Source organism: Escherichia sp. GZ89 (assembly GCF_019366485.1).
Taxonomy (GTDB): domain Bacteria; phylum Pseudomonadota; class Gammaproteobacteria; order Enterobacterales; family Enterobacteriaceae; genus Escherichia; species Escherichia fergusonii.
In genome coordinates this window covers 135,004-149,436 of record NZ_JAEOHX010000001.1, presented here as the reverse complement: position 1 = coordinate 149,436, position 14,433 = coordinate 135,004, and the positions used below count along the sequence as shown (strand labels likewise).

The following is a 14,433-nucleotide window of genomic DNA, read 5'->3' as shown; positions in this document are numbered from 1 at the left end:
TTATTTCGCGCAGAACGCGCCTTACAGACATGTAAGTATAGACAGTGAGAAGAGGCTCGCCATTGGCATAAGATGAAGCCAGCCGCGACTGCGACTGGCTTTTCAGAGTTATCTCAGGGCAAAAAAACCTTAAAGAGTACGTTTCGCTTTTTGCTTATAACGGTCAAAAATCACCGCTGCCAGCAGGATTAGGCCGCGAACAACATACTGCGCAAACGGCGAAATATTTAGCAGGTTCATGGCGTTTTCCACCGTGCCAAGAATTAAGATCCCGGCCACCACATATGAGATTTTTCCGATGCCACCTTTTAGGGAGACACCGCCCAGTACACACGCTGAAATCACGATCAGTTCATAGCCGATAGACGTCATCGGTTGCCCACTGGTCATCCTCGACGCCAGAATGATCCCTGCGGCTGCTGATACCAGCCCGGATAAAACAAAAATAATGATTTTGGTGCGCACTACCGGAACACCCGCCAGCCTTGCAGCTTCTTCATTACCGCCAATCGCCAGGGTGTTACGGCCGAACGTAGTTTTGTTAAGTAACAAGCCAAAAATAATTAAACAGGCAACCGTTAACCAGATAGGAGCAGGTAGCCCAAACCAGTTGGCGTAACCGAGGGTAAAGAAGCGTTCATCCTCAATCCCTACAGCTTTCCCGTCAGAAATGATATACGCCAGACCACGTACAATTTGCATAGTTGCGAGTGTGGTGATCAGGGCGTTAATTTTCAATCGTGCAATCACGAAGCCATTAACCAGTCCACAAAGTACGCCCAGCAATAATCCCGCCGCCACACCTAACCATAAGCTTTCGGTCATATTGATGACCACTGCCGTTGTCACTCCGGCACAGGCAATCACCGAGGCTACCGAAAGGTCAAAGTCGCCAGAAGCCAGGCAAAATAACATACCGCACGCCACCATGCCGGACATGGAGATCGCTAACCCCAGTCCTTTCATATTGATAAACGTAGCAAAATTTGGCACAAAAATGGCACAGGCAATAAACAGCACCGCGAAGACCACCAACATGCCGTATTGATCCCAGATACGGCTAAAAGTAAACGATGACCTGGGCGTGCCTGAACCTGATGTAGTCACTGATGACATCTTATTCCCCTTACTCAGGCGACTGCCTGGCTGACTTTAGGCATCGCCAGGCTTAATGCCTGCCGTTCATCTGCCTGCTCATGAAGTAATTCCCCCGATATTTCCCCTTCACGCATCACCACAATGCGGTCGGCAACACCGAGGACCTCTGGTAGATCGCTGGACGCGAATAACACCGCCACGCCTTGCGCCGCCAGCGCATAAATTACGTTGTAGATTTCGTTTTTCGCACCAACGTCAATGCCGCGCGTGGGCTCATCAAGCAAAATGACTTTCATTTCTTCCGATAACCAGCGACCAAGAATGGCCTTTTGCTGATTACCACCGGAAAGATTCATGATCAGTTGCTCTGCTCCAGGTGTTTTGATGTTGAGCGAACGAATATGGTGTGCCGCATTGCTGTCTTCCCAGCCGTTATTGATCACACAACCACCGTGCAGATGCCTTCGCCGGGCGCTGATATTTATATTGTCACGCACCGAATGCACCGCAATGATGCCTTCTGATTTACGATCTTCCGGGCACAGCATCATTCCGGCGGCAATGGCATGAGCTGGCTTGTGTATCACGACTGCTTTTTGATCAATAAACACTTTGCCATCGGTAATCCGGGTACCGCCGAACAGCCCTTTCATCAGTTCGCTACGCCCTGCCCCCACCAGCCCAAACAGGCCGACAATCTCACCACTGCGTACTGTTAAACTGATCGGTGAACGCACACCTGGAGCCTTGACGTGGTCCAGACGCAGTCGCTCATCGCCATATGTTCGCGGTCGCCAGCCGTAGATATCGCCAAGATTTCGCCCAACCATTGCCTGTACCAGCGAGTCATGATTGACCTGATGCATATCGGTGAACGTGGTCACATAGCGTCCATCCTTAAACACAGTGATAGCGTCGCTCAGGGCGAATATTTCTTCCATCCGATGGGAAACATAAAGGATCACCCGCCCTTCTTCCCGCAGTTCGCGAATGACACGAAACAGGTTGTCAATTTCACGAGCTGAGAGTGAACTTGTGGGTTCATCAAAAGCGATGATTTTGGCGTTGCGCGCCAGTGCCTTGGCTATCTCCACCATTTGCCACTGACCAATAGAGAGATATTTCAGTGGCGTGTTTGGGTCAATATCCATGCCCAGATGCTTCAATTGCAGCCCCGCTTCGTAGTTCAACAAACTACGATTAACGATTCCCCCTTTTTGCGGCAGCTGCCCCAGGTAGATGTTTTCTGCCACTGTCATTTCCGGTACCAGATGGAGTTCCTGGTAAATAATCGCCACCCCGGCATTTAACGCAGCGGTGGTGTCGGCAAATGTCATTTGCTGGCCTTTAATGGCCAAAAAGCCCGTGGATGGCGCGTAATTACCGCTGAGGATTTTTAACAGTGTTGATTTCCCTGCGCCATTTTCTCCCATCAGGGCATGTACCTCTCCGGCATAACAGTCAAAGCTGATATCCGTTAATGCTTTTACGCCGGGGAAAGTTTTACCAATGCCGTGAAATGAGAGATACGGGGTAGACTGGTGCATAGCGCCTCCGTAGATCAGAGTCATTTATCAAATCCTCTACCATGACGGCAGAGGATCGGGATATTACTGATATGTATTTCTTATCCAGTAAAAATTACTTACCGCCTAAGCCCTTTTTCTCCAGTTCCTCTTTGAAGTTGTCACGTGTAATCAGGACGACGTCAGTCACTTCCGTGAATTTCGGTGGTTCTGCGCCTTTTTCCACCCAGTTATAGAGCATTTCGCTGGATTTATAGCCATGCACATCAGGGCTTGGCAGCAGAGAACCATAGAAGCCTGTTGCCTGCGCTTTTGACAGTTCGCTTACAGCATCAACACCGTTAATTCCAATGCCGATTACATCTGGCGCTTTAAAACCCTGCCCTTCTGTGGCACGCACGCCCCCCAACACGGTGTTGTCGTTCATTCCCACAATCAGCCAATGTTTGACTTCAGGATGTTGAACTAACATGGAGTTGGCGGCATCAAATGCGCCGGGGATATCGTTAGATTTAGTGGGGACCTGATAAATTTGTTTTTCCGGGAAGCCAGCGGCTTTCAAAGCATCCATAGAACCAGAAGTGCGGCGACGGGCAGTGTCCAGTTCATTAGCGGTAATGGCCATGACGGCAGTGTCTTTGACATCCCACCCACGTTTTTGCATCTCTTTATATAGCTCCTGCCCCTGGCGCTCCCCGATTTTGCTCGCCGCCATCATCACCAGCGGTACGATTTCCATTGGTTGGCCTTTGGCATTAACGAACTGGTCATCTACGGCGATCACTTTCATGTCATAACCACGTGCTTTCGCCACAATGGCCGATCCCAGTTTTGGATCGGGAGCACAAATCACAAATCCTTTTGCGCCGCTGGCAGCCAGGCTATCGATGGCGTTCAATGTTTTTTCGCCGTCTGGTACGGCAATTTTGATCACCTCAAACCCCAAATCTTTTCCTGCTTTATCTGCAAATTTCCATTCAGTCTGGAACCAGGGCTCTTCAGGTTGTTTGACCAGAAAACCTAATTTCATAGTTTCAGCGATAGCGGATTGTGACATAACGGCGGCCAGACCAATCGCTGCCAGTGCTTTAGTAAATTTGTGCATATTAACTCCAGCTTAAAGGTTCTTCTGTGTAGGGTAAAAAATTTTGATTTCTGATAATGAAGCCCTAAAACAAGGTATTAGCCATTGTTCTTCAGGATTAGCCTTATACTGAAAGTAGTTTTAGCGGGAAATTAATCATCCATAAGAGAGCGCCATCACAACGCAGAATTACAGTCATTGTGTACATAAATTCAGCGAAAAATGACATAAAGAATGGAGTATTTATCAGACAAATCAAATGGACCATAGCCAATTTGTCCATAAGGTCAGCAAACTTATCCTTGTGCTGTTTAGCGGGAAATTTTGTGGACTACTATCTGGTACTGACAACTGGATATGCAGAACAAAATGCCTGCGTTGGCCATGCAAGGCCAGCTAACGCGACAAGTGAGTGAATCCTCAAAAACTTACAAAAGTAAGTGATTAGGATACACGACAAGTCAGCAGGGTGTGAATTCGAACGATGCTTGCAGTGGCCCCGCAAAGGATAAGACCCATAGATTGATCAAATATCCCGTAGACGTCGTATATGCAACTTGAACTATGGCAAGTATATAAGTCGCTGAAAGAAATATCGAATAAAATAATCACCGAAAAAATTATTTTTCCCGTCATTAAAATTCGATAAATATCTTATATCCAGAAAGGCTAAATGTTTTCCCAGGAGAGAATTGAATAATACATCCTTTAAAATACTTCATAAACATCAATAAATTACAACAATAAAGCAGTCATTTAAGTATATTAATTGCATACTAAAATTATCGACAAAGTGTAAAAAAACATAAACTCTATGATTTAAGGATTTTCTTATTTTTATAGCCAGGCTATGCTGGTTTCTGCTGGCATGGATTCACGTCACAGCGTATTAAGGAACGGCAGAACGGAATATGTCTGCTATACATAGTTAAGTGCTGCGAATCGCACGCACCCCTCTCTGGATATAAGGATATTGTTATGGCTACGGTTGGTATTGTTCATAAACTCAATAAGCAACTGAATCTTGAGTTTTATGCGTCTAATCTCTACCTTCGCCTGAGCGAATGGTGTTCTGAACAAAGCCTGACAGGTACAGCCACATTTTTGCGCTCACAAGCGCAAGGCAACATTACCCAGATGATGCGTATGTTCAACTTTATGAAAAGCGCAGGTGCATTTCCTATTGTGGATGCCATTGATATGCCTGGCGATAAGTTGAATTCACTGGAAGAACTGGTTCAGAAAACGCTCGATGATTTAGAGCAGCGCTCCAGCACTCTCTCTCGTCTGGCTGACGAAGCCAAAGCCGTTAACGATGCGTCTACTCTCGATTTCCTGCATGATCTTGGTAAAACCCAACAGCAAGACAGCATTTTGCTGCAAAATGTGATGGATGCAGTACGCAGCGCCAAACGCGCAGGTTTATGCCTGGCGCAAACTGATCAGCATCTGTTTAACGTGGTTTCCCACCGTCTGCATTGATGCTTATGGCCGGAGTTTTGCGTATCGTCACTCCGGCCTGTCGTTTTATCCCGTATAAACGCTGCGTTTCCTGCGACTATTCCAGCCATTAAACCGTTGCGCCCTTCGCTAAAATAGATGACCAGGCAATTGAGGCGGCAACAACATGAAAATTGTATTCCTTTCTTTGATTCTTCTTACGCTGAGCGGCTGCACCGTGACTCGCCAGGCGCATGTCAGTGAAATTGATGTACCTAATGCAGTGGTACGTTTGACCTGGCAACAAATGATACTGCAAGATGCCCGAACAGACCCATATGTCGCCCAGGGGCTGGCCAATAATGCTTGCCTACAGTCTGGCTTCGGTCAGGCTGTCGCTTACGGACAACCAGTGGCAACTTGTAGCCTGTTTGCCGGATCATTATGTCTGAACACGACCTTTACCCTTTCCTATCAATGTCAGCCTTCTACTCCGATTATTGTTCAATTTTACCCTGATTAAATATCGTTAATGCGTTTAATTCCCATTTGTATTATTAATATATTTACCGATATTTTACCTTTTGCAAATAATTAAATAACAAATTATAGTGGCGGCACTTCGATAATAATGTGTTCGTGGAGTGGAACCATGCTAAAAGCAGAAATGATCGACAAACTGAATGAGCAGATGAATCTGGAACTCTATTCTTCTCTGCTGTATCAACAAATGAGTGCCTGGTGTAGTTATCATACTTTTGAAGGTGCCGCTGCCTTCCTGCGCCGCCATGCTCAGGAAGAGATGACGCACATGCAGCGTCTGTTCGATTATCTGACCGACACGGGGAATTTACCACGTATTTCCCCAGTGCCGTCGCCGTTTGCCGAATATGAATCACTGGATCATTTATTCCAGGAAACCTATAAGCATGAGCAGTTAATCACTCAGAAAATTAATGAACTTGCACATGCGGCTATGACCAATCAGGATTATCCGACATTTAATTTCCTGCAATGGTATGTCGCTGAGCAGCACGAAGAAGAGAAATTATTTAAATCTGTTATTGATAAATTATCACTGGCAGGTAAAAGCGGTGAAGGTCTTTATTTTATCGATAAAGAACTCTCTACGCTTGATGTGCAAAATTAACCCATTTACGGTGAGGAACTTCCTCACCGTAATTTAATTAATGGCGGCAAATCTTACTTTCATCCGTTGTAAAACCATCAACCAGGGGAATGAACTTCCCTTTCGCAGCCAGAAACGCCACTAATTCAGCCGCTGTCATTTCTGATGCAGAACAGGTGTGAAACCGTGCCTGCTCACCGAATTTTGCCTTAATAGCCGCTTCCAGGCTCGCTTCGCTGTACTGCTCACCAGATTCAATCATCATGTTCAATACTTCATGCCCGTGAATGGAACTCATCACATACCTCCACACCAAAAGGCCGTAGCCTGCCATGACGTTCTTTACTCTGCTTTGCGCTAAAACAGCATTTTTTGCTTTTCATTGTAAACATTTTTATACAGAGCATGTAACGGTGATTTGACGAAATTAAGCGGATACCGTACTCTGCGCCGCAGAAGTCTCTAATGAATTGTTCCAGGACAGAAGAAAGCGTGAAAAACAGAACTCTGGGAAGTGTTTTTATCGTGGCAGGAACCACAATTGGCGCGGGTATGCTGGCAATGCCCCTTGCCGCTGCCGGTGTTGGCTTTAGCGTGACACTGGTATTGTTGATCGGACTGTGGGCATTAATGTGTTACACCGCATTGTTATTGCTGGAAGTTTATCAACACGTTCCGGCAGATACCGGGCTTGGTAGTCTGGCGAAGCGCTATCTGGGACGCTACGGTCAATGGGTGACTGGCTTCAGTATGATGTTTTTAATGTACGCCCTGACCGCAGCCTATATTAGTGGTGCGGGGGAGTTGTTAGCTTCCAGTATTACAGACTGGACAGGCCGTGAAATCTCTCCGGCAGCTGGCGTGCTGCTGTTCACCTTTGTTGCCGGTGGAGTAGTGTGCGTGGGCACGTCGTTAGTGGACCTGTTCAACCGTTTTCTCTTCACTGCAAAAATTATTTTTCTGGTGGTTATGCTGGCGCTACTGATGCCGCATATTCACCAGATTAATCTACTAACTTTACCGGTTGAACAAGGACTGGCTTTATCTGCTATTCCGGTTATTTTCACCTCGTTTGGCTTTCACGGCAGCGTGCCAAGTATTGTCAGCTATATGGAAGGGAATATTCGGAAGCTACGCTGGGTATTTATTACCGGCAGTGCGATTCCTCTTATTGCCTATATATTCTGGCAACTGGCGACACTCGGCAGTATTAATTCCAGTACTTTTTTAGGCTTGTTAGCTAATCATGCCGGGCTGAACGGATTATTACAGGCGCTACGTGAAGTTGTGGCCTCGCCACATGTGGAACTGGCTGTACATCTGTTTGCTGATTTAGCATTGGCGACTTCATTTTTGGGGGTATCGCTGGGGCTTTTTGATTATCTGGCAGATCTGTTCCAACGGAGAAACAACGCCAGTGGTCGACTGCAAACCGGGGTCATCACTTTTTTACCCCCGCTGGCTTTTGCCCTCTTCTATCCGCGTGGTTTTGTCATGGCGTTAGGATATGCAGGTGTGGCATTGGCTGTTCTGGCCCTGTTAATTCCTTCTTTGTTAGCCTGGCAAAGCCGTAAGCGCTTCCCGGAAACTACGTGGCGAGTGGCGGGTGGAACACCTATGCTGGTAATTGTATTTATTTGCGGCGTCGCGGTGATCGGCATTCAGTTTATGATTGCAGCAGGATTGCTACCCGAGGTGGGATAAAAACAAGGCCCGAGAGTCGTGCTTTCGGGCCTTTAATGATTAATGCAAGCAGCACTGTTTAAATTTCTTGCCGCTACCACACGGACAAGGATCATTACGTCCGACTTTATTTTCGACTCGTATTGGTGCTTGTACAGCTTTTTCCTGTGGGTGTGCCATCCAGTATGCATGTAAATCCAGCGCCGCCATGCGTATGGCGTCAACACTCTCTTCAAATGCTTCTGGTGTCAGTTTTTCAACTACCGAGAAATTCTCTTCTCTGCCATGCAGTCCAATCGCATCCAGCGCAGGTTTTAACGACTCAGGAAGTGCCGACCAGTCACTGAGTGAAACACCGCGCATATAACCAAAACACCACTCTTCAACGATAGTTAATTCCTGGCCGTCGATATCGCGCAAACTAAAGAGCGGATCAAACTGATCGGGATAATCATTCAGACGCTCCGCAGTATCAGCAAAATGCTGAAATACCAGCTGCATAAAGCGATTCATCTCTTTTTCCGATGCCCACTTCGGTACATACTGCGCCCCACCCCAGATGGCAATCATCCACTGCTCTGGTTCAATCTCATACGGAGAACTCAGCACCGCCGTCAGTAATCCATCCAGTTCAGAAACATCCAGAATAGCGTGTTCAGTGTTGTACTTGGTGAGTACATCGTCCAGCCACTCCAGTTCGCTTTCGTTTAACGGTCCTGTATTCATCGCGCTTGTCCTCAGTGAAAATAAATCGCTGGGTCTATCTTACATGCCAGACGTGATATCGCCTACTTACCAAAAAGTAAGCCGCGTATAAATCTAACCGACACACTCCTGTAACCACTGGCTTACTTCTGCCAGGCGCTGCGCGGAATCCGCCAAATCTTCTGGTGCCGCCAGTACCACTTCCGGTATTGGACAGATTTCATAACTTTCAAGTAATGGGCCTTTTAAGGTGTCCGTGCAGCGTAAATGCCAGACATGGCGTAACCCCGTGGCGTTGATATAGCTCTCGCCATAGCCAATGGTGCGAATCTGAATATTTCCCGGCCCACAGAGACGTGAGAGAAAAAGCCGATCAGCCTCGCTAATGGGTAATTGCGTCAGATTAATGCTGTGCGGCTGCGCATCAAGGTTACGTACATGTGCCAGTAATTCATGCGCCAGCGGTAGGCCATTCATCAGGCCATCGATGGGCGGGGGTAGCAACGAGTCTGTCGGCAAGACGTTTTGCGTTGCCGCCTGCCACAACGCCAACGGCGCGCAGCCAGCCTCCAGTTTGTCCTCCAGCAACTGTTCACCGCGACGTCTGCGAACCCGCCATAATCCGCAGAAGATCGCCTCCTGAATTTCACTTTCACTACCATCAGCCTGCTGAATGCGCACTGATACTTCTCCTTCCCCGAGAAGCGTATTGATAAAGTGACGATCGTCGGCGTTGAGATTGAACAGATCGACTGCCAGCACCTCACCCAGCGGCGGCTGGCGTTCGCTTAGTTGATGTTGTAACTCGTTTAATAGCGCAATCACCTGCGGGCTATGAGCACATTGCTCCAGGGCCGCCATACTCGGTTCATCATTCACCTGACAGGTGATCGGCAGTGGATTCATGCTGAAACTGTCATCGTTCGGTTGCGTTCCGGGCCCCAGCAGATGGAAAAAAGTTTCGCTCATGAGGCACGCTCCTGTTGCGGTTCAACAAGCCCGCGCATCAGGTTTATCAGTTCCGCCCACGGGTGAATACCATTCAGCACGCCGCGATAGCTACCACCGGTAAACACCAGTGTGGCGGGAAAACGAAATACGCCAAAACGATCACCGATGGCTTCGCTTTGCTCAAGGTCGGCAATCGCTACCTGCCATGTATAATCAGGAAACTCGCGCAGTAATTCGCCAATCATTACCGGATTATCGCTGACCTCTGGCGTGCGTTTCGGGTCACTGCTTAATAACACCACACCGTCTGGCGCTTGCGTAAGCCAGTCGTCAAGACGGGATTCACTGATCGGCGTCCAGCCGCGCGCCAGCATACGTTGCCACAACGCATCAAATGGCGTGTCGTTGCTCATTCCTGCTCCTCCAGCGTCATCCGGTACTGGCGCAAGCGAACGCCTTCGTAGTTTTCCATCGACAGACAGTCATAATTGAGACAGCGCGATTCATTAGCCGGTTGCGGCTCAATTCCCCACGCAGCCAGTTGCGCCAGCGCCGCCTGTTCCGCGGCGGGCAGTTGCTCCCGAGCCAGTTCGCTCAGGCTACCGCCGTAGTCGTCGAGCATCGCGGGTTGCAGGCCGACGAGGGCAATATGTGCTGGCAGATTTCCGCGGATATCTGCCAGCGCCAGTACTTCGGAGAAACTGTTCTGGTGCAGGCTCATTTTCTTCGCGCTGAGATAGGCCGGAATGCGTTCTCCGGCATACGTTCGTAGCGTTCCGGGTTCCAGTCCGTAATCAATGGCGTCGAGAATCAGCAAGTGGCTGGCGCTTTCGACATACCCCAGCAAGTTCAGTCCCTGAGTGCCGCCATCAACAATCTCGACTTCATCGGGCCAGTGGTAATGGGCATACAACCGTTCCGCCACCCGCACGCCGAAACCTTCATCGGCCCACAGCAGATTGCCCAGTCCCATGACCACCACGCGTTGCTCACTCATGAACGCTCCTTGTTACTCATTTTGCCAAATTTGTGGCTACGGTAGCCGTTAACCATGGTGGAGATCACCGTGTCGTCGGACATGATGTCTTCACGCAGCGCCATGTAGACATGACCGATCACAAACGCGCCAATCAGCCACATCCCCAGCCGATGCCAGCTGTGAATGTCCATTGAGTTGCCCCCCGTCCAGTAGAAAAATTCCACCACATAACGGAACGGCGCAAAAATAGCGTACTGGCTGTGTTCGCTGTACAGCGCAAAGCCGGTGATGATCATAAAGACCGACATCAGGAAATAGCCGAACATCGCCGCCTGGGCGATGGGGTTATGGCCTATATCGGCACTCGGACGTTTTGCCAGAAACAGATACCAGCGGATTTCATACCACACGCCCTGCCACCAGCTTTTACGCCATACCGGCACAATAAACAGCTCGCGGGAGTAACGATTGCCAACAAAAGCCCAGTAGATCCGCATCAGCAAAACCACGGTAAAAATCATCCCGGCACTGAAGTGAATTAACCTGATGTATCCCATATAGAACAGATACGTCGCCTCACCGCTGACGGAAGGCAGCGGCTTGCCGATAAAGTAACCGGTGACCATCAACACCGCCATGCATAACACCGTCAACCAGTGCCAGATCCGCACGGGCGCTTCAAAGACATAGTGACTGACAACGTTGTCGCTTTTCTGTTGCATGATGATTCTCCTTCGCTGTTAACGCACCTGCACGGAGATCAGCTCGCTACCGTCGTCGCCCAGTACGTGTGTTGAACAGGCGAGGCACGGGTCAAAGCTGTGCAGAGTACGCAGGATCTCCAGCGGTTGCTCGGGGATCGCCATTTGGGTGTTCATTAACGCGGCTTCATAAGCGCCAATTTGCCCTTTGGGATCGCGCGGGCTGGCGTTCCAGGTGGTCGGCACCACACACTGGTAGAGATCAATCTTGCCGTCACGAATGGCAGCCCAGTGGCCTAGCGCTCCACGCGGTGCTTCGGTAAAACCGACACCACGGCACTCTGTCGGCCAGGTTGCAGGTTCCCATTTTTCAGTGGACGCGGTGGCGAGATTGCCGTTTTTAAGGTTGGTCATCAGCTTGTCGAAGAAATACTGCAACTTACCTGCAGCCCACTGCGCTTCGTGCGCGCGGCACAAAATGCGGCCCAACGTTGACTGGATGCCGGAAAGTGGCAGGTTCAACGCCGACATCATGCGATCGACCGACTCAACGGTCGCTGCATCGCCTTTGTGATAAGCAATTAACGTGCGTGCAAGCGGCCCCACTTCCATCGCGTTACCGCGCCAGCGTGGCGCTTTGATCCACGAATAGCGTTCCTGTTCATTCAGTTGCTGAATGTTGGTGTCGCTGCCTTTGACATCGCCGGGGTTGTACCACGGGTCGGTAATGCCATCGAATGGATGACGACCGACCTGATCATTGGGATAACGATACCAGGCGTGATCGACAAATTCCTGCACCTGTTGCGGATCGACTAAATCCACTGGCAGCACATTTTTGAAGTCGCCGTTGATCACCGCGCCGCCAGGCATTAGCAGACTTTTCTCGCCAAAGTCGTTGGCAATATCCGGGAACGCCCCGTAACTGAGGACACATTTATCAGAAAGACCAGTGCCGATTTCGCTCCACGGTTTGTTGAACTGACCGATGGCTAAAGCGTCGGGGATCATCACGTTATTAATGAAATCCGCCGTGCGGGTAATGATCGACTGCACCAGATTCAGGCGCTCCATATTGACCGCCCCGACCGCGCCACTTTCGTCAATGTTGATAGCGCACGGCATCCCGCCAACAATCCAGTTTGGATGTGGGTTTTTACCACCAAAGACCGCGTGGATTTTGACAATTTCACGCTGGAAATCGAGAGCTTCGAGATAGTGAGCAAAGCCCATCAGGTTGGCTTCTGGCGGCAGTTTATACTGCGGGTGCCCCCAGTAACCGTTACGGAAGATCCCCAACTGCCCGCCTTCAACGAATTTCTTCAGTCGGTTTTGCACATCGAAGAAATAACCAGGGGATGATTTCGGCCATGAGGAGAGGCTTTGCGCCAGTTCGGAGGTTTTCCGCGGGTCGGCTTTCAACGCATCTAACACATCGATCCAGTCCATCCCGGCAAGCTGATAGAAGTGCACCAGATGATCGTGACACCAGAGCGTTGCCAACATAATGTTGCGGATGATATTGGCGTTGTCCGGCACTTTAATACCGATGGCATCTTCGATGGCGTAAACCGAAGCCAGGGCGTGTACGCCGGTACAGACGCCGCAGATACGTTCAACGAACGCCCACGCATCGCGTGGATCGCGGCCTTGCAGGATGATCTCCAGCCCGCGAAACATGGTGCCGCAAGAAACGGCATTGGTGATCACATTTTGATCGTTAATATTCACTTCGCAGCGCATGTGGCCTTCAATGCGCGTAATCGGGTCGACCACCAGTCGGCGTCCGGCATTGTTGATGGTGTATCCCTGAGTTTCGTACTGAGTGCTCATGCCTGTTTATCCTCGTTGCCCGGCTGGTGTTCGGTTTCTGTAGGTTGCTGGTTATGACGTCTGCGCTGGTCAACGGCGCTGGCGACTGCGTGCACACCAACAGCCGCTGCCACCACGCCAAGCGCGGTTAAACCGACGGTGTCGGCGGTGGAATGAGTACCCATTTGCGGAATATCGACCACGCGGCTGTAGAACGAACCGCGATCCCAGAAGCCATTCTCAGAACAGCCCAGGCAGCCGTGACCAGACTGGATCGGGAAAGAAACGCCATCATTCCAGCGTGTGGAAGAGCAGGCGTTATAGGTGGTTGGCCCTTTGCAACCCATTTTGTACAGGCAGTAACCTTTGCGCGCGGCGTCGTCATCCCAACTCTGGACGAACTCTCCGGCGTCAAAGTGAGCGCGGCGATAGCATTTATCGTGAATACGCTGACCATAGAACATCAGCGGACGCCCCATTCTGTCGACATCCGGCAAGCGATCAAAGGTCACCATGTAGGTAATGATGGCGCTCATCACATCCGGGATCGGCGGGCAGCCCGGCACTTTAATGATCGGTTTGTCGCTGATCACTTTGTCGATTGGTGTGGCCTGCGTTGGATTGGGCCGCGCGGCCTGCACGCAACCCCAGGAAGCGCAGGTTCCCCAGGCGATAATCGCACTGGCTCCGGCGGCGGCGCGTTTGAGTTTTTCAATAAACGGTCGACCACTGCTGATACAGAACATCCCCTGCTCGCCCAGCGGTGGATTACCTTCTACTGCGAGGATATATTTGCCATTGTATTGCGTGATGATGTCTTCAAAGACTTCTTCCGCCTGGGTTCCGGCAGCAGCCATCAAGGTATCGTCGTAATCGAGGGAAATAAGAGAAAGAATGACGTCCTTCGCCAGTGGGTGAGCGGAGCGGATAAAAGATTCGGTACAGCAGGTACATTCCAGACCGTGGATCCATACCACCGGAATGCGCGGTTTGTTCTCCAGCGCCCAGGCAATCTTTGGTGCCATTCCCGCGCCTAATCCCAGCGAGGTGGCAGCCAGACTGCAATATTTGAGAAAGCTGCGCCGGGTAACGCCCTGACGCCGCATGGCCTGGTAAAATGTTTCCTCGTTATTCATATCGCACGTCTCTTCTCCTTGCGACACCGGCAGGACACCGGGCGCTTATGGTCGGCAAGCGACGTCCCTGTAGCAAGGCAAACCATCGCTTCACGTGAGATGCTGAAAACGAAAGCTCATCCTTCTGCACTGGCGCACGTCGCCAGATAGTAATGATAAAAAGCGTAGTCCATCAGCGACATAAAACAA

Annotated in this window: 15 protein-coding genes; 4 read left to right on the top strand and 11 right to left on the bottom strand. The window is 50.0% G+C overall.

Annotated elements, in window-relative coordinates; genetic code table 11:
* Positions 1–129: 129 nt before the first annotated feature.
* The 3 genes from araH to araF form a co-directional block, all read right to left on the bottom strand.
* Complete coding sequence (araH, locus tag K0335_RS00715; protein WP_000100214.1) at positions 130–1,116, bottom strand: arabinose ABC transporter permease AraH; 987 nt, start codon at positions 1,114–1,116, stop codon at positions 130–132.
* 14 nt (positions 1,117–1,130) lie between these two features.
* Positions 1,131–2,645, bottom strand: coding sequence for an L-arabinose ABC transporter ATP-binding protein AraG (araG, locus tag K0335_RS00710; RefSeq protein WP_002432082.1), 1,515 nt, complete (start codon positions 2,643–2,645; stop codon positions 1,131–1,133).
* A gap of 94 nt (positions 2,646–2,739) precedes the next feature.
* Entirely contained in the window at positions 2,740–3,729 is a 990-nt protein-coding gene (araF, locus tag K0335_RS00705; RefSeq protein ID WP_046077441.1) for an arabinose ABC transporter substrate-binding protein AraF, read from the bottom strand.
* A 957-nt stretch (positions 3,730–4,686) separates the two neighbouring features.
* On the opposite strand from araF, the gene K0335_RS00700 reads away from it, so the two are divergent.
* The 3 genes from K0335_RS00700 (at position 4,687) to ftnA (ending at position 6,298) form a co-directional block, all read left to right on the top strand.
* Entirely contained in the window at positions 4,687–5,190 is a 504-nt protein-coding gene (locus K0335_RS00700; protein WP_000246690.1) for a non-heme ferritin-like protein, read from the top strand.
* 145 nt (positions 5,191–5,335) lie between these two features.
* On the top strand, positions 5,336–5,671 hold the full coding sequence (gene yecR, locus K0335_RS00695; RefSeq protein WP_000706230.1) for a YecR family lipoprotein: 336 nt from the start codon (positions 5,336–5,338) through the stop codon (positions 5,669–5,671).
* Positions 5,672–5,800: 129 nt separating this feature from the next.
* Positions 5,801–6,298, top strand: a complete 498-nt coding sequence (gene ftnA / locus K0335_RS00690; protein ID WP_000909918.1) for a non-heme ferritin — start codon at positions 5,801–5,803, stop codon at positions 6,296–6,298.
* A 37-nt stretch (positions 6,299–6,335) separates the two neighbouring features.
* Here the strand turns inward: ftnA and K0335_RS00685 are convergent, their stop codons facing one another.
* Entirely contained in the window at positions 6,336–6,575 is a 240-nt protein-coding gene (locus K0335_RS00685) for a YecH family metal-binding protein (protein WP_000094892.1), read from the bottom strand.
* A gap of 194 nt (positions 6,576–6,769) precedes the next feature.
* Here K0335_RS00685 and tyrP point away from each other — a divergent pair, with 194 nt between their 5' ends.
* Positions 6,770–7,981, top strand: a complete 1,212-nt coding sequence (tyrP, locus tag K0335_RS00680; protein ID WP_024256854.1) for a tyrosine transporter TyrP — start codon at positions 6,770–6,772, stop codon at positions 7,979–7,981.
* A gap of 39 nt (positions 7,982–8,020) precedes the next feature.
* On the opposite strand, the gene K0335_RS00675 is transcribed toward tyrP, so the two are convergent.
* The 7 genes from K0335_RS00675 to hyaA all read right to left on the bottom strand — a co-directional run bounded on the left by K0335_RS00675 (position 8,021) and on the right by hyaA (position 14,244).
* Positions 8,021–8,686: a YecA family protein gene (locus tag K0335_RS00675; protein ID WP_001091689.1), complete on the bottom strand. Its 666-nt coding sequence runs from the start codon at positions 8,684–8,686 to the stop codon at positions 8,021–8,023.
* A gap of 93 nt (positions 8,687–8,779) precedes the next feature.
* Complete coding sequence (locus K0335_RS00670) at positions 8,780–9,634, bottom strand: hydrogenase expression/formation protein (protein ID WP_000004888.1); 855 nt, start codon at positions 9,632–9,634, stop codon at positions 8,780–8,782.
* Positions 9,631–10,029, bottom strand: a complete 399-nt coding sequence (hyaE, locus tag K0335_RS00665) for a hydrogenase-1 operon protein HyaE (protein WP_000063963.1) — start codon at positions 10,027–10,029, stop codon at positions 9,631–9,633. Before hyaE ends, K0335_RS00670 begins: the two co-directional genes overlap by 4 nt.
* The gene (gene hyaD, locus K0335_RS00660; protein WP_000003633.1) at positions 10,026–10,613 is read right to left on the bottom strand and encodes a hydrogenase 1 maturation protease; all 588 of its coding nucleotides are present in this window, start codon (positions 10,611–10,613) and stop codon (positions 10,026–10,028) included. Before hyaD ends, hyaE begins: the two co-directional genes overlap by 4 nt.
* Positions 10,610–11,317: a Ni/Fe-hydrogenase b-type cytochrome subunit gene (gene hyaC, locus K0335_RS00655; protein WP_001186414.1), complete on the bottom strand. Its 708-nt coding sequence runs from the start codon at positions 11,315–11,317 to the stop codon at positions 10,610–10,612. The genes hyaD and hyaC overlap by 4 nt, the downstream gene beginning before the upstream one ends.
* Before the next feature lie 18 nt (positions 11,318–11,335).
* Positions 11,336–13,129, bottom strand: a complete 1,794-nt coding sequence (hyaB, locus tag K0335_RS00650) for a Ni/Fe-hydrogenase large subunit (protein ID WP_104919634.1) — start codon at positions 13,127–13,129, stop codon at positions 11,336–11,338.
* Complete coding sequence (hyaA, locus tag K0335_RS00645) at positions 13,126–14,244, bottom strand: hydrogenase 1 small subunit (RefSeq protein WP_046077437.1); 1,119 nt, start codon at positions 14,242–14,244, stop codon at positions 13,126–13,128. Before hyaA ends, hyaB begins: the two co-directional genes overlap by 4 nt.
* Between the last annotated feature and the right edge of the window lie 189 nt (positions 14,245–14,433).

What these genes read in the sequence shown, in the direction of transcription:
- araH (WP_000100214.1), bottom strand. Translation starts at nt 1,116, where the DNA reads ATGTCATCAGTGACTACATCAGGTTCAGGCACGCCCAGGTCATCGTTT.
- araG (WP_002432082.1), bottom strand. Translation starts at nt 2,645, where the DNA reads ATGCACCAGTCTACCCCGTATCTCTCATTTCACGGCATTGGTAAAACT.
- araF (WP_046077441.1), bottom strand. Translation starts at nt 3,729, where the DNA reads ATGCACAAATTTACTAAAGCACTGGCAGCGATTGGTCTGGCCGCCGTT.
- K0335_RS00700 (WP_000246690.1), top strand. Translation starts at nt 4,687, where the DNA reads ATGGCTACGGTTGGTATTGTTCATAAACTCAATAAGCAACTGAATCTT.
- yecR (WP_000706230.1), top strand. Translation starts at nt 5,336, where the DNA reads ATGAAAATTGTATTCCTTTCTTTGATTCTTCTTACGCTGAGCGGCTGC.
- ftnA (WP_000909918.1), top strand. Translation starts at nt 5,801, where the DNA reads ATGCTAAAAGCAGAAATGATCGACAAACTGAATGAGCAGATGAATCTG.
- K0335_RS00685 (WP_000094892.1), bottom strand. Translation starts at nt 6,575, where the DNA reads ATGAGTTCCATTCACGGGCATGAAGTATTGAACATGATGATTGAATCT.
- K0335_RS00675 (WP_001091689.1), bottom strand. Translation starts at nt 8,686, where the DNA reads ATGAATACAGGACCGTTAAACGAAAGCGAACTGGAGTGGCTGGACGAT.
- K0335_RS00670 (WP_000004888.1), bottom strand. Translation starts at nt 9,634, where the DNA reads ATGAGCGAAACTTTTTTCCATCTGCTGGGGCCCGGAACGCAACCGAAC.
- hyaE (WP_000063963.1), bottom strand. Translation starts at nt 10,029, where the DNA reads ATGAGCAACGACACGCCATTTGATGCGTTGTGGCAACGTATGCTGGCG.
- hyaD (WP_000003633.1), bottom strand. Translation starts at nt 10,613, where the DNA reads ATGAGTGAGCAACGCGTGGTGGTCATGGGACTGGGCAATCTGCTGTGG.
- hyaC (WP_001186414.1), bottom strand. Translation starts at nt 11,317, where the DNA reads ATGCAACAGAAAAGCGACAACGTTGTCAGTCACTATGTCTTTGAAGCG.
- hyaB (WP_104919634.1), bottom strand. Translation starts at nt 13,129, where the DNA reads ATGAGCACTCAGTACGAAACTCAGGGATACACCATCAACAATGCCGGA.
- hyaA (WP_046077437.1), bottom strand. Translation starts at nt 14,244, where the DNA reads ATGAATAACGAGGAAACATTTTACCAGGCCATGCGGCGTCAGGGCGTT.